The 13,298-nt window shown below is 71.8% G+C and carries 13 protein-coding genes; 7 read left to right on the forward strand and 6 right to left on the reverse strand.

Features of this window, described 5'->3' with window-relative positions:
- Positions 1 to 117: 117 nt before the first annotated feature.
- Both Q7T15_RS12225 and Q7T15_RS12375 read left to right on the forward strand, forming a co-directional pair.
- A complete protein-coding gene (locus Q7T15_RS12225) occupies positions 118 to 2,385 on the forward strand; it encodes a polyribonucleotide nucleotidyltransferase (protein WP_304696538.1) in 2,268 nt (755 codons plus the stop codon).
- A gap of 255 nt (positions 2,386 to 2,640) precedes the next feature.
- A complete protein-coding gene (locus Q7T15_RS12375; protein ID WP_370689155.1) occupies positions 2,641 to 3,438 on the forward strand; it encodes an alpha/beta fold hydrolase in 798 nt (265 codons plus the stop codon).
- Here the strand turns inward: Q7T15_RS12375 and Q7T15_RS12240 are convergent.
- The 4 genes from Q7T15_RS12240 to Q7T15_RS12255 all read right to left on the reverse strand — a co-directional run bounded on the left by Q7T15_RS12240 (position 3,369) and on the right by Q7T15_RS12255 (position 6,482).
- Complete coding sequence (locus Q7T15_RS12240) at positions 3,369 to 4,163, reverse strand: ABC transporter permease subunit (RefSeq protein WP_304696541.1); 795 nt, start codon at positions 4,161 to 4,163, stop codon at positions 3,369 to 3,371. The two genes, Q7T15_RS12375 and Q7T15_RS12240, sit on opposite strands and share 70 nt — an antisense overlap.
- The gene (locus tag Q7T15_RS12245) at positions 4,160 to 5,095 is read right to left on the reverse strand and encodes an ABC transporter ATP-binding protein (protein WP_304696542.1); all 936 of its coding nucleotides are present in this window, start codon (positions 5,093 to 5,095) and stop codon (positions 4,160 to 4,162) included. Before Q7T15_RS12245 ends, Q7T15_RS12240 begins: the two co-directional genes overlap by 4 nt.
- Before the next feature lie 37 nt (positions 5,096 to 5,132).
- Positions 5,133 to 5,861, reverse strand: a complete 729-nt coding sequence (locus tag Q7T15_RS12250) for a TetR/AcrR family transcriptional regulator (protein WP_304696543.1) — start codon at positions 5,859 to 5,861, stop codon at positions 5,133 to 5,135.
- Between the two features lie 90 nt (positions 5,862 to 5,951).
- Positions 5,952 to 6,482, reverse strand: a complete 531-nt coding sequence (locus Q7T15_RS12255) for a YbhB/YbcL family Raf kinase inhibitor-like protein (protein WP_304696544.1) — start codon at positions 6,480 to 6,482, stop codon at positions 5,952 to 5,954.
- A gap of 258 nt (positions 6,483 to 6,740) precedes the next feature.
- Here Q7T15_RS12255 and Q7T15_RS12260 point away from each other — a divergent pair, with 258 nt between their 5' ends.
- Both Q7T15_RS12260 and Q7T15_RS12265 read left to right on the forward strand, forming a co-directional pair.
- The gene (locus Q7T15_RS12260; RefSeq protein WP_304696545.1) at positions 6,741 to 7,475 is read left to right on the forward strand and encodes a bacteriorhodopsin; all 735 of its coding nucleotides are present in this window, start codon (positions 6,741 to 6,743) and stop codon (positions 7,473 to 7,475) included.
- Between the two features lie 201 nt (positions 7,476 to 7,676).
- Positions 7,677 to 8,699, forward strand: a complete 1,023-nt coding sequence (locus Q7T15_RS12265; RefSeq protein WP_304696546.1) for an aldo/keto reductase — start codon at positions 7,677 to 7,679, stop codon at positions 8,697 to 8,699.
- Between the two features lie 37 nt (positions 8,700 to 8,736).
- On the opposite strand, the gene Q7T15_RS12270 is transcribed toward Q7T15_RS12265, so the two are convergent.
- Positions 8,737 to 9,330 carry a TetR/AcrR family transcriptional regulator gene (locus Q7T15_RS12270; RefSeq protein WP_304696547.1) on the reverse strand — a complete coding sequence of 198 codons (594 nt, stop codon included), beginning with the start codon at positions 9,328 to 9,330 and terminating at the stop codon, positions 8,737 to 8,739.
- 262 nt (positions 9,331 to 9,592) lie between these two features.
- Here Q7T15_RS12270 and Q7T15_RS12275 point away from each other — a divergent pair, with 262 nt between their 5' ends.
- Positions 9,593 to 10,195 (forward strand): histidine phosphatase family protein, encoded by a 603-nt coding sequence (locus Q7T15_RS12275; RefSeq protein WP_304696548.1) that lies wholly within the window; start codon positions 9,593 to 9,595, stop codon positions 10,193 to 10,195.
- A gap of 27 nt (positions 10,196 to 10,222) precedes the next feature.
- Here Q7T15_RS12275 and Q7T15_RS12280 read toward each other — a convergent pair whose 3' ends face one another.
- Positions 10,223 to 11,122, reverse strand: a complete 900-nt coding sequence (locus Q7T15_RS12280; RefSeq protein ID WP_304696549.1) for an oxygenase MpaB family protein — start codon at positions 11,120 to 11,122, stop codon at positions 10,223 to 10,225.
- A gap of 125 nt (positions 11,123 to 11,247) precedes the next feature.
- Here Q7T15_RS12280 and Q7T15_RS12285 point away from each other — a divergent pair, with 125 nt between their 5' ends.
- Together Q7T15_RS12285 and Q7T15_RS12290 are read left to right on the forward strand one after the other, a co-directional pair.
- A complete protein-coding gene (locus Q7T15_RS12285; RefSeq protein ID WP_304696550.1) occupies positions 11,248 to 12,912 on the forward strand; it encodes an FAD-dependent oxidoreductase in 1,665 nt (554 codons plus the stop codon).
- Positions 12,905 to 13,225: a rhodanese-like domain-containing protein gene (locus tag Q7T15_RS12290; protein WP_304696551.1), complete on the forward strand. Its 321-nt coding sequence runs from the start codon at positions 12,905 to 12,907 to the stop codon at positions 13,223 to 13,225. Before Q7T15_RS12285 ends, Q7T15_RS12290 begins: the two co-directional genes overlap by 8 nt.
- Positions 13,226 to 13,298: the final 73 nt, after the last annotated feature.

Consider the following 13,298-nt stretch of genomic DNA (forward strand, 5'->3'; position numbering starts at 1 on the left):
GAGCAGACCCGGCGGCATTACGCCGACGTCCCTTCCTGCCCGCTCCTGCTCCGCGCGTCGCGCCGTGCATCCAATTCGGGATGCCCGGGGCACAGACGTGTAAGGAGACAGACCTCAATGGAAGGTCCTGAAATCAAGTTCGCCGAGACCGTTCTCGACAACGGCAAGTACGGCACCCGCACCGTCCGGTTCGAGACCGGTCGTCTCGCGCAGCAGGCGCAGGGCGCCGTCGCCGCGTACCTCGACGAGGAGACCATGCTGCTGAGCGCGACGAGCGCCGGCAAGCACCCCCGCGAGGGCTTCGACTTCTTCCCCCTGACGGTCGACGTCGAGGAGCGCGCGTACGCCGCGGGCAAGATCCCCGGCTCGTTCTTCCGCCGCGAGGGCCGCCCCTCGACCGAGGCCATCCTCGTGTGCCGCCTCATCGACCGCCCGCTGCGTCCGACCTTCATCGAGGGTCTGCGCAACGAGGTCCAGATCGTCATCACGGTGCTCAGCATCGCGCCCGACGAGTTCTACGACGCCCTCGCCATCAACGCCGCGAGTGCCTCGACCCAGATCTCCGGCCTGCCCTTCAGCGGCCCGATCGCGTCGGTCCGCCTCGCGCTCATGCCCGACAACGCGGGCGGCGGCCAGTGGGTCGCGTTCCCCAAGCACAGCCAGCTCGCCGAGGCCGTCTTCGACATCATCGTCGCCGGTCGCGTCGTGACCGACGCCGATGGCAGCGAGGACGTCGCCATCACGATGGTCGAGGCCGAGGCCACCGAGGGTGCCTGGCACCTCATCCAGGGCGGCGCCGTCAAGCCCAACGAGGAGATCGTGGCCCAGGGCCTCGAGGCCTCGAAGCCGTTCATCATGCAGCTCGCGAAGGCCCAGCAGGAGCTCGCCGCGCAGTCGGCGAAGGAGATCCAGGACTACCCGGTCTTCCTCTCCTACAGCGCCGAGCTCTACAGCGCGGTCGACGAGATCGCCCACGGCGAGCTCGCCGGCGTCTACCAGATCGCCGACAAGGCCCAGCGCCAGGCGGCCGACGACGAGCTCAAGGCGCGCGTCAAGGTCGCCATCGAGGGCCGCGTCGCCGCCGGCGAGCTGCCTGAGGAGTCGCTCAAGGACTTCAGCGCCGCCTACAAGTCGGTGTCGAAGAAGATCATGCGCACGCGCGTGCTCACCGAGGGCGTCCGCATCGATGGCCGCGGCCTCGCCGACATCCGCGCGCTCGACGCCGAGGTGCAGGTCATCCCGCGCGTTCACGGCTCGGCGATCTTCCAGCGCGGCGAGACGCAGATCCTCGGCGTCACGACCCTCAACATGCTCAAGATGGAGCAGCAGATCGACTCGCTGAACCCCGTCACGAGCAAGCGCTACCTGCACCACTACAACTTCCCGCCCTACTCGACCGGTGAGACCGGCCGCGTCGGCAGCCCCAAGCGTCGCGAGATCGGGCACGGCTTCCTCGCCGAGCGCGCCCTCGTGCCGGTGCTGCCGAGCCGCGAGGAGTTCCCCTACGCGATCCGCCAGGTCAGCGAGGCCATGAGCTCGAACGGCTCGACCTCGATGGGCTCGGTCTGCGCCTCGACCCTCTCGCTGCTCAACGCCGGTGTGCCGCTGCGCGCGCCCGTCGCGGGCATCGCGATGGGCCTCATCAGCGACCAGGTGGACGGCGAGACCCGCTACGCGGCCCTCACCGACATCCTCGGCGCGGAGGACGCGCTCGGCGACATGGACTTCAAGGTCGCCGGCACGAGCGAGTTCGTCACGGCCATCCAGCTCGACACGAAGCTCGACGGCATCCCGTCGTCGGTGCTCCAGCAGGCGCTCGGCCAGGCGAAGGACGCCCGCATGGCGATCCTCGCGGTCATGAACCAGGCGATCGACGCGCCCGACGAGATGGCGCCCACGGCTCCTCGCGTCATCAGCGTGCAGATCCCGGTCGACAAGATCGGCGAGCTGATCGGCCCGAAGGGCAAGACGATCAACTCGATCCAGGACGAGACCGGCGCCCAGATCTCGATCGAGGAGGACGGCACGGTCTACATCGGCGCCGTCGACGGCCCCTCGGCCGAGGCCGCCCGCGCCCGTGTCAACCAGATCGCGAATCCGATCAACCCCGAGGTCGGCGAGCAGTACCTCGGCACCGTCGTCAAGCTCGCGGCGTTCGGCGCGTTCGTCTCGCTCATGCCCGGCAAGGACGGCCTGCTGCACATCAGCGAAGTCCGCAAGCTCGCCGGCGGCAAGCGCGTCGAGAACGTCGAGGACGTCCTCAGCGTGGGTCAGAAGATCCTCGTCGAGATCACCAAGACCGACGATCGCGGCAAGCTCTCGCTGGCCCCCGTGCTCGCCGACGGCGAGGGCGCCGAGGCGCCCGCCGAGGGCGAGGACGGCTAGTCCGACCCGAGCACCGCACGACCGGATGCCCGCTCCCGATCCCGGGGGCGGGCATCCGTCGTTCGCGCACCGATCGCCCGCGCGCCCGAACCGCGCCGCGCCGTACACTGCACTCGATCACTCGCAGAGAGGCGCGCCATGACCGATTCCCCGACGTCCGGGTACCTGAACGTCACCGGGGCCGAGCTCCACTACGACGTGAGCGGTAGCGGGCCCGCCGTCGTCCTCGTGCACGCGGGCATCGCCGATCTGCGCATGTGGGACGACCAGGTTCCCGCGCTCGCCGACCGGTACACGGTCGTCCGCTTCGACCTCCGCGGCTTCGGCCGCACGCGCGCGCAGCCAGGCCCCTACTCGAACTGCCAGGATCTCGCCGACCTCCTCGACCACCTCGGCATCGACCGCGCCGTGGTCGTCGGCTGCTCGATGGGCGGCATGATCGCCCTCGACTTCGTTCTCGAGCGGCCCGAGCGCGCGGCCGCCCTCGTCTGGGTCTGCAGCGGTGTCGGCGGCGTGGAGCCGCCCGATGAGATCGTCGATCCGCGCGAGATCGCCCTCTTCGAGGAGTCGCAGGCCGCCGAGGAGTCCGGCGACTGGGAGCGCGCCGCCGCCCTCGACGTGCGCATCTGGGTCGACGGCCCCCTGCAGCCCGAGGGACGCTCCGGAGGAGGTGCGGTCGCGCGTCCGCGCGATGAGCCTTGCCAACTACACGACCGCCCCCGCCGAGGGGCTCGAGCCCCAGCGGTTCGACCCGCCCGCCGGCGGCCGGCTCGGCGACCTACGGATGCCCGTCCTCGCCGTCCTCGGCGAGCTCGACCCGGCGGAGACGGCCTACTCCGCCGAGGTCCTGGCCGAGCGCGCGCCCGACGTGCGCCTCATCCGCTACCCCGACGCCGCGCACCTGCCGAGCATGGAGCACCCCGAGCGGTTCACCCGCGACCTGCGGGCGTTCCTCGACGGACTCCCGCGCTGGTAGCGGCCGCTCACACCCCCACGTCGCGCCGGCGGAAGGCGACGACGGCGCCGCCGAGGGCGATGACCGCGACGCCGTAGAGCAGCCACAGGCTCGCGTCGAGCCCCTCGCCGAGGGGGCTCGACCCGTACGCCCAGTGGTAGGGCGAGAGGGCGTGCATCCACTCCAGGTCGGCGCTCTGGTTGCCGAGCGCGTTCAGGCCGTAGCCTCCGAGCGCGATGCCGGCGCCGGCGCCGACGGCGATCACCCGGCGTCCGGTGATCGCGCCCGCGAGCAGAGCGACCGCCGCGGTCACGAGACCGATGCCGAGCAGGGCCAGGCCGCCGGCCGCGATGCCCTCCGCGTCGAGCTCGAGGCCCGCGGGCTCGTTCAGCGCCGCGACGAGCAGCGATGCCCAGGCCACGAGCGCGACGAGCTGCAGCGCGATCGCCGCGCTCCTCTCGAGAACGACCTGGCTGCGGCTCACGCCGTGCGCGAGGGTGAGCTCGAGCGTGCCGCGCTCCTCGTCGCCCGCGATCGCCTCCGCGCCCCAGCCGGACGCAGCGAATGCGACGAGAGCGAAGCCGATGAGGCCGTAGACCGTGCCCTGCACGTACCCGGCGCCGGAGGTGATCTGGTCGTAGCTGAGCGCCGACACGAGCTCGGGCGGCAGGCTCTCGATGATCGCGACGAACTGCGGGTTGCCCCCGATCGACGGGAAGAGCGGGAGGTATATGCCGATGACGGCGGCGAGGCCCGCGGCCCAGCCGAGCAGCCCGCGCCACGAGTCGGCGAGAGCGCGGCGGAGGAGCGGCAGCGCGGTCATGCCCCGACCTCCTCGGCGTCGTCGGACCCTGTCTCGTAGAACGCCAGGACCGTGCGCTCGAGGTCCGGCTCCTCGACCACGAGGTCGAGCACCTCGACGCCCGCGATCGCCTGCACGAACCCCGTGAGCCCGTCGCTGAGGTGCGCGGTCACCGTGGTCGTGCCGCCGGCCGTGCTCGTCGCGATGTCGTGCACCGTGCCGAGCGATCGGAGGCGGGCCACGAGATCAGCGCTCTCGGCGTCGCGGACGGCGATGCGGGCATCCCGCCGCGCCGCCGCGCGCAGTCGCGCGACGGGGCTCACCTCGACGATGCGGCCCGCCCGCAGAACGGCGACCTCGTCGGCGGCGTGCTCGATCTCGCTGATGACGTGCGAGCTCAGCACGACGGTCTCGCCGGCGGCGCGCGCCTCGCGCACGAGGCCGAGGAACTCCTGCTGCACGAGCGGGTCGAGCCCGCTCGTCGGCTCGTCGAGGATCAGCAGCTCGGGTCGGTGCGCGAAGGCCTGCACGAGCCCGACCTTCTGCTTGTTGCCCTTGCTGAGCGCGCGCACGGGGCGGCTCAGGTCGAGCCCGAGGCGCTGCGCGAGCTCGTCGAGGCGTCCGCGCTCGACGCCGCCGTTGAGCTCGGCGAGGTGGGTGAGCAGGGCGCGCGCGCTCACGCGATGGTCCATCGCGAGCTCGCCCGGAAGGTAGCCGATGCGCCGCCGCAGGGCGGTGCCTCCGGCCCGGGGCTGCTCGCCGAGCACGCGCACCTCGCCGCTCGTCGGGCGGATGATGTCGAGCAGCACACGCATCGTCGTGGTCTTGCCTGCCCCGTTGGGGCCGATCAGGCCGAACACGCGCCCCGGCTCGATCGTCAGATCGACGCCGTGCAGCGCGGTCCGGCGCCCGTAGCGCTTGGTGAACGCACGGGTCTCGATGACAGCGGTCATCGCGGGTTCCTCTCGTAGGGCGCCCCGGGGGCGCGGATCAGTGATCGGATGCCCGCGGCCGAGGCGGGTCCGGGTCCTGATTCGGGTCGCCGGCCGCCTTGTCCGAGCGCGGGCCGCGCGCGGTCTCGGGGTCGCCCGCGAGCACCGCGGACGCGGCCTCGAGGAGCGCGTCGTCGGCGTAGAGGCCGTGCGTGTAGAGCTCGAGCGTCGGGACGGTCATGCGCCGCACGAGCGACGGAGTGAGTGCCGGCTCGCCGAGCGCGCGCCCGAGGTGCCGCTCGAGGAGCAGGGGGAGGAGGCCGTGCATCGCGATGAGCACGGCGGTCATGCGCGGGTCGCTCGAGGGCCGCATGCGCCCGCTCGCGACGCCCTCGGCGAGCATGGTCTCGGTGCGGGCGAGCAGGTCGTCGAAGAGACGGTCGCCGGCGGGGGAGCCGTCGGTGATCATGCGCGCGAGGTAGTCGAGGCTCGCGCGGTGGGCGTCGACGTCGGCGAGCCAGCGCTGCATCGCGCTCTGGAGATCGCCGCCCTGCGACTCGAGCGCGGTGCGCTTGCGACCGAGGACCTCCTCGACGATGTGCGCGTCGCATTCCTCGCGCAGGCCCTCCTTCGAGCCGAAGTGGTGGATTACGAGCGCCGGGCTGACGCCCGCCTCGGCCGCGATCCGGCGCACGCTCACGGCGTCGGCGCCGTGCGCGCCGAAGAGCGCGATCGCGGAATCCCTGATCCGCGATCGCAGCGTCTGATCATCGGCGGTTGAACGCATGTTCAGGATGCTCAACGCTTGTTCAGCAGTCGTCAAGAGGACGGCCCCGCGGAGCGCTCCGCGGGGCCGTGCCGGTCGTGCGGGGTGCTGCTATTCCGTACGCGAGAGCCCGGAGAGCACCGCGCGGCCCACGAGGTGGTCGCGCAGGATGAACCCGAGCAGGGCGGGCGTCGCGTCCTCCGGGACCTCGATCGAGGGCACGTCGAGAGCGTTGACGATGAAGTAGTACCGGTGGTCGCCGTGACCCGAGGGCGGCGCCGCGCCCAGGAAGCGCTTGAGACGCAGCTCGTTCGAGACCGTCACCGCGCCCTCGGGCAGGAGTCCGGCATCCGGGTCGCCCGCGTTCGCGGGGAGGGATGTGCAGGAGGCGGGCACGTTGTAGACGGCCCAGTGCCACCAACCGCTGCCGGTCGGTGCGTCGGGGTCGTACATCATGACGACGTAGCTCTGCGTCCCCTCGGGCGCACCGCTCCACTCCAGGGCGGGGGAGCGGTCCTCGCCGCCCGCGCCGGCGATGCCGGACCGCGCCCACTGGGGCAGGTCGTCGCCCTCGCTGAGGTCGGGGCTCGAGAGCTCGAAGGTCGGAACGTCGGGCAGTCGCCAGAACGGGTCGTTGGTCACTGAGGCCTCCTACAGGCTCGATCCAGAACTCGGATGCTCCACCGTGCCATGCGGCTCTGCACGGTTCTTCAACTATATGCAAATACATGCAGTCGTTCCCCAGGTGACGCACAGCGCGCTCAAGCCGCCCTGGGGGCGGATTCCGACACTCGAAGATAGATTCGCGAGCGTCACCCATCCCGGAGGGGCCCACGACCCGATGGAGTCCATACCGCCGCTCGCCCCCGAGCGGCGCTTCACACGATTCGAAGGAGAATTGTGGACTTCCAGATTGTGCAGGCGTTCTTCATGCTCGGCTTCGTCGCGATGGCGGCGGGCACCCTGTGGTTCATCATGGAGCGGAACGATCTCAAGCCGGAGCTGAGGTCGGTCGCGACGTACGCGGCCGTCATCACCTTCGTGGCGGCGATCCTCTACTACGTCATGAAGGACATGGTCGCGTTCCCCGGCGGTGCGATCGACGCCGCGGCGGTCGAGGCGACCACACCCGTCCGATACATCGACTGGCTCATCACGACTCCGCTGCTGCTCATCGAGTTCGGCATCATCGTCGCGCTCGCCGGTGCGGCCAAGAAGGGTCTCATCACCCGACTGGTCATCGCCGACATCATCATGATCGTCACGGGCTACCTCGGCGAGGTCGGCGAGCCCGGCTCGGCCGGCAACGTGATCTTCTTCGTAATCTCCGTGCTCGCGTGGCTCTACATCGTGTACGCGGTCTTCACCGTCAAGGTCTCCGGCGCTCCGGAGCACGTGCGCCGCGCCGTCTCGATCATGCGACTCTTCGTGATCATCGGCTGGTCGATCTACCCGCTCGCCACGGCGACGCAGGAGTTCCTCGAGATCAGCGGCAGCGACATCGGCCTCGCGGTCGGCGTCGCCGCGGTGATCTACGTGATCGCCGACGTGCTCAACAAGGTCGGCTTCGGCATCGTCGCGGTCAACGCGGCGAAGAAGTCCTCCGGCATCGATGAGGTGCACCCCGCCTCGTAGCGCCGGGAGAGAACCCCGATGCGGTCGCGCCTGTGGGGGCGCGGCCTCATCATGGCGTCCGGGCGGACCCGACGCCGGGCACCGTGATTCACGGTCGGGTAACGATCGCGTGGCGGAGTCGAGCGGAATTCGGCTCGGGCGCTACCGTGTGGCCACGATCCGCACCCGCGGCCACCCCGCCGCAGCTCGAAAGGCCCGACCGTGACCGACACGAGGGGCGGCGCCGACCTGATGGCGCCTGCGCCGACCAGCACCGCGCCGACCAACACCGCGCCGACCTCCGCGCCGACGGGTGCCGCACCCGTGGCATGGCGCCGCATCGGGCCGAGCCCTATCCGGGTCTTCCCGATCGCGCTCAGCGGCACGAACTTCGGCTGGAGGGCCGACGAGTCGACGACGACGGCGATCCTCGATCGCTTCCTCGAGCTGGGCGGCTCCTTCATCGACACCGCCGACTCCTACGCCGGCGGGCGCAGCGAGATCATGATCGGCAACTGGATGCGCCGCCGAGGCGTCCGCGACGGGCTCACGATCGCGACCAAGATCGGCAAGAGCCCCGACAACCCGGGCCTGTCCGCCCGCGCGATCGACGCGGCCGTGAGCGCCTCGCTCGATCGGCTCGGCGTGAGCAGCATCGACGTCCTCTACCTCCACATCGACGATGAGGCGGTGCCGTTCGAGGAGACCCTCGCGGCGGTCGACGAGCTCATCCGCGACGGACGGGTCCGCGCCTTCGGCGGCTCGCACCACACCCCCGACCGGCTGCTCGAGGCGCGCATCGCCGCCGGCCAGCTCGGCGTCGCGCCGATGATCGCTCTGCAGAACCACTACAACCTGCTCCATCGCACGGAGTACGAGGGCGGCCTCGCCCGCGTCGCCGCGCAGCTGGATCTCGGCGTCATGCCGCGCTTCGCCCTCGAGGCCGGCTTCCTCACCGGCAAGTACCGCTCGCGCGCCGACCTCGAGCGCCACGGGCGCGGGTCGGAGGCCGCGCGCCACCTGACCCGTCGAGGGATCCGCATCCTCCACGCCCTCGACCGCGTCGCGGCCGACCTCGACTCCTCGGTCGCCACGGTCTCGCTCGCGTGGCTGCTGAGCCGCCCGCGGGTGGTCGCTCCCGTCGTCTCGGTCAGCGGCGCGGACCAGCTCGACGCGATCATGGCCGCGCCGGCGCTCGCTCTCGGGCGGCATCACCTCACCGAGCTGGACCGCGCGAGCGCGTAGCCGGGCCGACCCGCGTCGTCCCGTCGACAGGGACGACTCAGCGGGCGGTCTCGCCGATGATGCGGTCGAACACGCGACGCAGCGCCGAGCTCGCGGCGATGACGTCGCCGACGTGGCTCCAGGCCATCGCGCCGTCGTATGCGAGCATCAATTCGTCCGCGGCCTCGCCCGGCAGCGGGTGCTCCATGCGCGCGAGCGTCGACTCGAAGATCTCATGCAGCGACTCGTGGAACTCGGTCACGACGACCCGGACCGGGTGGGCGGGGTCCGAGAACTCCGCGGCGGCCTTCTGGAACGGGCACCCTCGGTAGCCGGGCGCGTTCACCTGCGCGACTACGGCATCCGCCACGAGCCGCAGGCCGACGCGCGGGTCGGTGTGAGCGACGACGAGGCCCTCGATCGACTCGAGCGAGGCGTCGCGTCGCGTCGAGATGTACTCGAGCACGAGGCGGTCCTTCGAGCCGAAGTGCTTGTAGAACGTCGCTTTCGTGACCTTCGACTCCGAGATGAGCAGGTCGACGCCGACCTGTCGGATGCCGTCGTCGTAGAAGCGGCGCATCGCGGTCTCGAGGATCCGGGCCTTCGCAGGGGCGACACGCCGTGCGGCCTCGAGGGGGGCGCTGACCGTCACGGTGTGTCTCCTCACTGCAGCGCTGCCGATGCCGTCGATCGGGGGGTCGGGACGACAGGGGCGCTGCATCTGCTTCGCGAGGAGTGGGTAGCTCCTGCGATCGCTCCGGAGAACCGGCTCGATGGGTTCACTGTAGCAGGGGACAGACCGGGTTGTCTGTCCGCATTTGAATTCCTTTCGCTCCCCAATCCGGGGGGCTCGACGGCGCGGGCCGTCATCTCGGCTGATGACGTAGGGTCGAAGGCGACGAAGGAGTGCGATCGTGTCCCGGTACGTGTACCTCGTGCGCCACGGCGAGCAGCAGGACGCCGAGCACGGGCTCCCCGACGGCCCCCTCAGCGGGCGCGGTCAGCGGCAGGCGACGGCGATCGCCGAGCGCCTCAGCGGCGTCCCGTTCGCGAGCGTGCACACCTCGCCGCTCCAGCGGGCGGTCGAGACGGCGCGCACGATGACCGCGCGCATGCCCTCGATCGAGCCGGTGCCGACGGCTCTGCTCATGGACTGCATCCCCTCCGGCCCCTCGCCGGACATGCCGCACGCCTTCGAGTCGTTCTTCGGCGGCGTGACCGAGGCCGAGATCGCGGCGGGCGAGGCGCAGATGGCCGACGCGACCGCCGAGTGGCTGTCGCCCTCGCGCGACGACCGCCACGATCTCCTCATCACGCACAACTTCGTCATCGCGTGGTTCGTGCGCGAGGTCTTCGGCGCCCCCGCCTGGCGGTGGATGGGCGTCAATCAGGCCAACTGCGGGCTCACGATCATCCGCGTGCGCTCGGCGAAGCCGCCCGTGCTCGTCGCGCACAACGACCTCGGCCACCTGCCGGTCGAGCTGCGCACCGGGCTTCCGGTCGAGCAGCCGTTCTGACCCCTCGGGCCGGGCCCGAGCGCGCGCTCAGGCGTTCTGGCCCGCGAGCCGCTCGAGTCGCAGCTGCGTGAAGCGCATGCTCGACGACTCGGTTCCGAGCACGACGCGCATGCCCGCGAGCATCAGGCGTGTCGCCGTGATCGCCGGCCACCACGGGCGACGCAGGCCGAGCATCCGCCGATAGCGATCGGGCAGGGAGGCGACCGCGCCGGCGAAGAGGATGCGGTACGCGGGCCCGACCGCGCGCCCGAGCTGCGGCGACCGCAGCCAGCGCACGGCGTCATCGACGCGCTCGTCGCGCCGCAGGACGGGGATGTAGGAGGCGATCGCGGCGTCGAGCTCGGCGCGCGAGCGCGGCGGGTCGGCCATGCCCATGAGCTCGCCCGCGACGGCCCACTCGCGCACGTACTGATCGGAACCGCCGGGAACGGGCCCGCCCCACGTCTCGTGCGAGCCGATGAAGGCGTCGGCGAACACGCAGTGCACCCAGCCGATGAGGTCGGCGTCGTCGGCGCGGTAGTCGCGCGGGGTGCCGTCGGGGCCCGCGTACTCGCCGCGCACGCGCTCGTGCAGGCGCGACACCCACGCGCAGCCGGCCTCGGCCTGCGCGCGGTCGGCGAAGGTCGTCGTGAGCACCCAGCGCACCGTGCCGGCGAGGCGCCCGAGAGGGTCCTGCTGGTAGCGGCTGTGATCGTGCACGCCCGCCATCGCCCCGGGGTGCAGGGTCTGCATGAGCAGGGCGCGGATGCCCGCCACGATCGTGGGTGTGCCGTTGTGCACCGCCCAGACCGCCGAGCCGGGCCCGAAGAAGCCCTCGTCGTCGCCCGTCTCGAGGGCGCTCACCCACGCGGGAACGCCGTCGGGATCGCCGGAGAAGATCGTGAGGATGCGCGCCCGCGCGCGGCGGAGGAGGGCGGGCCTGGGCATGATCCCGACTGTCGCACACGGCTCTGGGGGGCGATCGTGAGCGGGCTGGGAGCACGGCCCCCTCGGGCCTCGCGCCGGGCATCCGCACACTTGCAAAAATACCCCCGGGGGTATACGCTCGAGTCATGACCCACCCTCGAACCTATGTGATCGTCGGCGGCGTCGCGGGCGGCATGTCCGCTGCGACCCGCCTCCGCCGCCTCGACGAGACCGCCCGCATCGTCGTCCTCGAGCGTGGCGAGCACGTGAGCTTCGCCAACTGCGGCCTGCCGTACCACGTCGGCGGCGTCATCGAGGATCGCGCCTCGCTCGTCCTCCAGACCCCCGCCGCCCTCGGCGCCCGGTTCGGCCTCGACGTGCGAGTGCGCACCGAGGCCGTCGCGATCGACCGCGAGGCCCGCACCGTGACCGCGCGCTCCGTCGAGACCGGCGCGGAGGAGCGGATCGCCTACGACGCGCTCGTCCTCAGCACGGGCGCGAGCCCCGTGCGCATCCCCATTCCCGGCGTCGAGCACGGCCTCGCCCTGCGCGACCTCGCCGACATGGACGCGATCATCGAGCGCGCCCGCGACGCGCGCCGCGTCGTCGTCGCCGGCGGCGGCTTCATCGGGCTCGAGCTCGCCGAGAACCTCCGCCACCGCGGCCTCGAGGTCACGGTCGTCGAGATGCTCCCGCAGCTGCTGCGCCCCTTCGACGTCGAGATGGCCCATCTCGTCGCCGAGCGGATGCGCGCGAACGGCGTCGACGTCCGTCTCGGGACGGCCCTCTCGGCCATCGAGCCCGACCACGTGGTGCTCGACGGCGGGGCCGCGACCCTCGAGGCCGACCTCGTCATCCTCTCCGTCGGCATCCGCCCCGACACCGCGCTCGCCCGCGACGCGGGGCTCGAGCTCGATGAGCGCGGCTACCTCGTCGTCGACGCGCAGCAGCGCACCTCCGACCCCGCGATCTGGGCCGTCGGCGACGCCGCGCTCAAGCAGCGCGCCGAGGGCGGCTCGGCCCCCGTGTGGCTCGCCGGGCTCGCCAACCGCCACGGGCGTCTCGCCGCCGACGCGATCGCAGGTCGCCCGCACGACGCCGTGCCCGCGTTCGGCACCGCGGTCATCGGCGTCTTCGGCCTCACCGCCGCGGTGGTCGGCCGCACCGAGCGCGAGCTGCGCGAGGAGGGGCGCAGCATCCGCGTCATCCACACGCACCCGAGCGACCACGCCGGCTACTACCCGGGCGCGACCATCCTTTCGCTCAAGCTCGTCCTCGACGCCGAGACCGATCGCATCCTCGGTGCTCAGGCGGTCGGCGAGAACGGGGCGGACAAGCGCATCGACGTCATCGCGACCGCGATGGCGGGCGGCCTCACGGGTCGGCAGCTCGCCGATCTCGAGCTCGCCTACGCACCCCAGTTCGCCTCGGCGAAGGACCCGATCAACATGCTCGGGTACGTCGACGACAACCTCATCGACGGGGAGGAGAGCGTGCAGTGGCACGAGCTCTCCGACCGGCTCTCCGAGGGCTGGCGCCTCATCGACGTCCGGACGACGGGCGAGAACGCGGCGGGGGCGATCCCCGGCGCCGAGCTCATGCCGCTCGACGGCCTGCGCGAGCACGCCGAGTCGCTGCGGGGCGAGCGCGTCATCGTGCACTGCAAGGTCGGCCAGCGCGGCCACACCGCGGCGGCCCTCCTGCGGCAGTACGGTGTGACGGCGGCGAACCTCGACGGCGGGTACACGACGTGGGTCACCGGCACCGCGGCGACCGCCGCCCCGATCCTGACTGGAGCAACCCGTGGCTGACGAGATCACCGTCGACGAGCTCGCGCAGCACCACGCGCAGGGCCCGATCGCCCTCATCGACGTGCGCGAGCTCGACGAGTACACCGCGGCGCACGTCCCCGGTGCCCGGCTCGTCCCGCTCGGCACGGTGCCCGACGCGGTCGAGACGATGCCGCACGACGAGCGCATCTACGTCATCTGCCACTCCGGCGCCCGCAGCCAGCGCGCCGCCGACTACCTGCTCGCACGCGGACTCGACGCCGTGTCGGTCGCGGGCGGGACGTCCGCCTGGGTGCAGCGCGGGCTCGACTACGAGACGGGGGAGCGACCGTGACGACCATTCCGGCGGCCGAGGCGAAGAAGATCACCAACCGGCTCCGCCGCGCGCAGGGGCAGCTGACGGCCGT

The sequence above is a fragment of the Microcella sp. genome (genome assembly GCF_030645145.1).
Classification (GTDB): domain Bacteria; phylum Actinomycetota; class Actinomycetes; order Actinomycetales; family Microbacteriaceae; genus Microcella.

Bases quoted from the DNA above. Each gene is read 5' to 3' on its own strand.
- Q7T15_RS12375 (WP_370689155.1), top strand. From the start codon at position 2,641: ATGTGGGACGACCAGGTTCCCGCGCTCGCCGACCGGTACACGGTCGTC.
- Q7T15_RS12285 (WP_304696550.1), top strand. From the start codon at position 11,248: ATGACCCACCCTCGAACCTATGTGATCGTCGGCGGCGTCGCGGGCGGC.
- Q7T15_RS12240 (WP_304696541.1), bottom strand. From the start codon at position 4,163: ATGACCGCGCTGCCGCTCCTCCGCCGCGCTCTCGCCGACTCGTGGCGC.
- Q7T15_RS12250 (WP_304696543.1), bottom strand. From the start codon at position 5,861: ATGCGTTCAACCGCCGATGATCAGACGCTGCGATCGCGGATCAGGGAT.
- Q7T15_RS12280 (WP_304696549.1), bottom strand. From the start codon at position 11,122: ATGCCCAGGCCCGCCCTCCTCCGCCGCGCGCGGGCGCGCATCCTCACG.
- Q7T15_RS12245 (WP_304696542.1), bottom strand. From the start codon at position 5,095: ATGACCGCTGTCATCGAGACCCGTGCGTTCACCAAGCGCTACGGGCGC.
- Q7T15_RS12225 (WP_304696538.1), top strand. From the start codon at position 118: ATGGAAGGTCCTGAAATCAAGTTCGCCGAGACCGTTCTCGACAACGGC.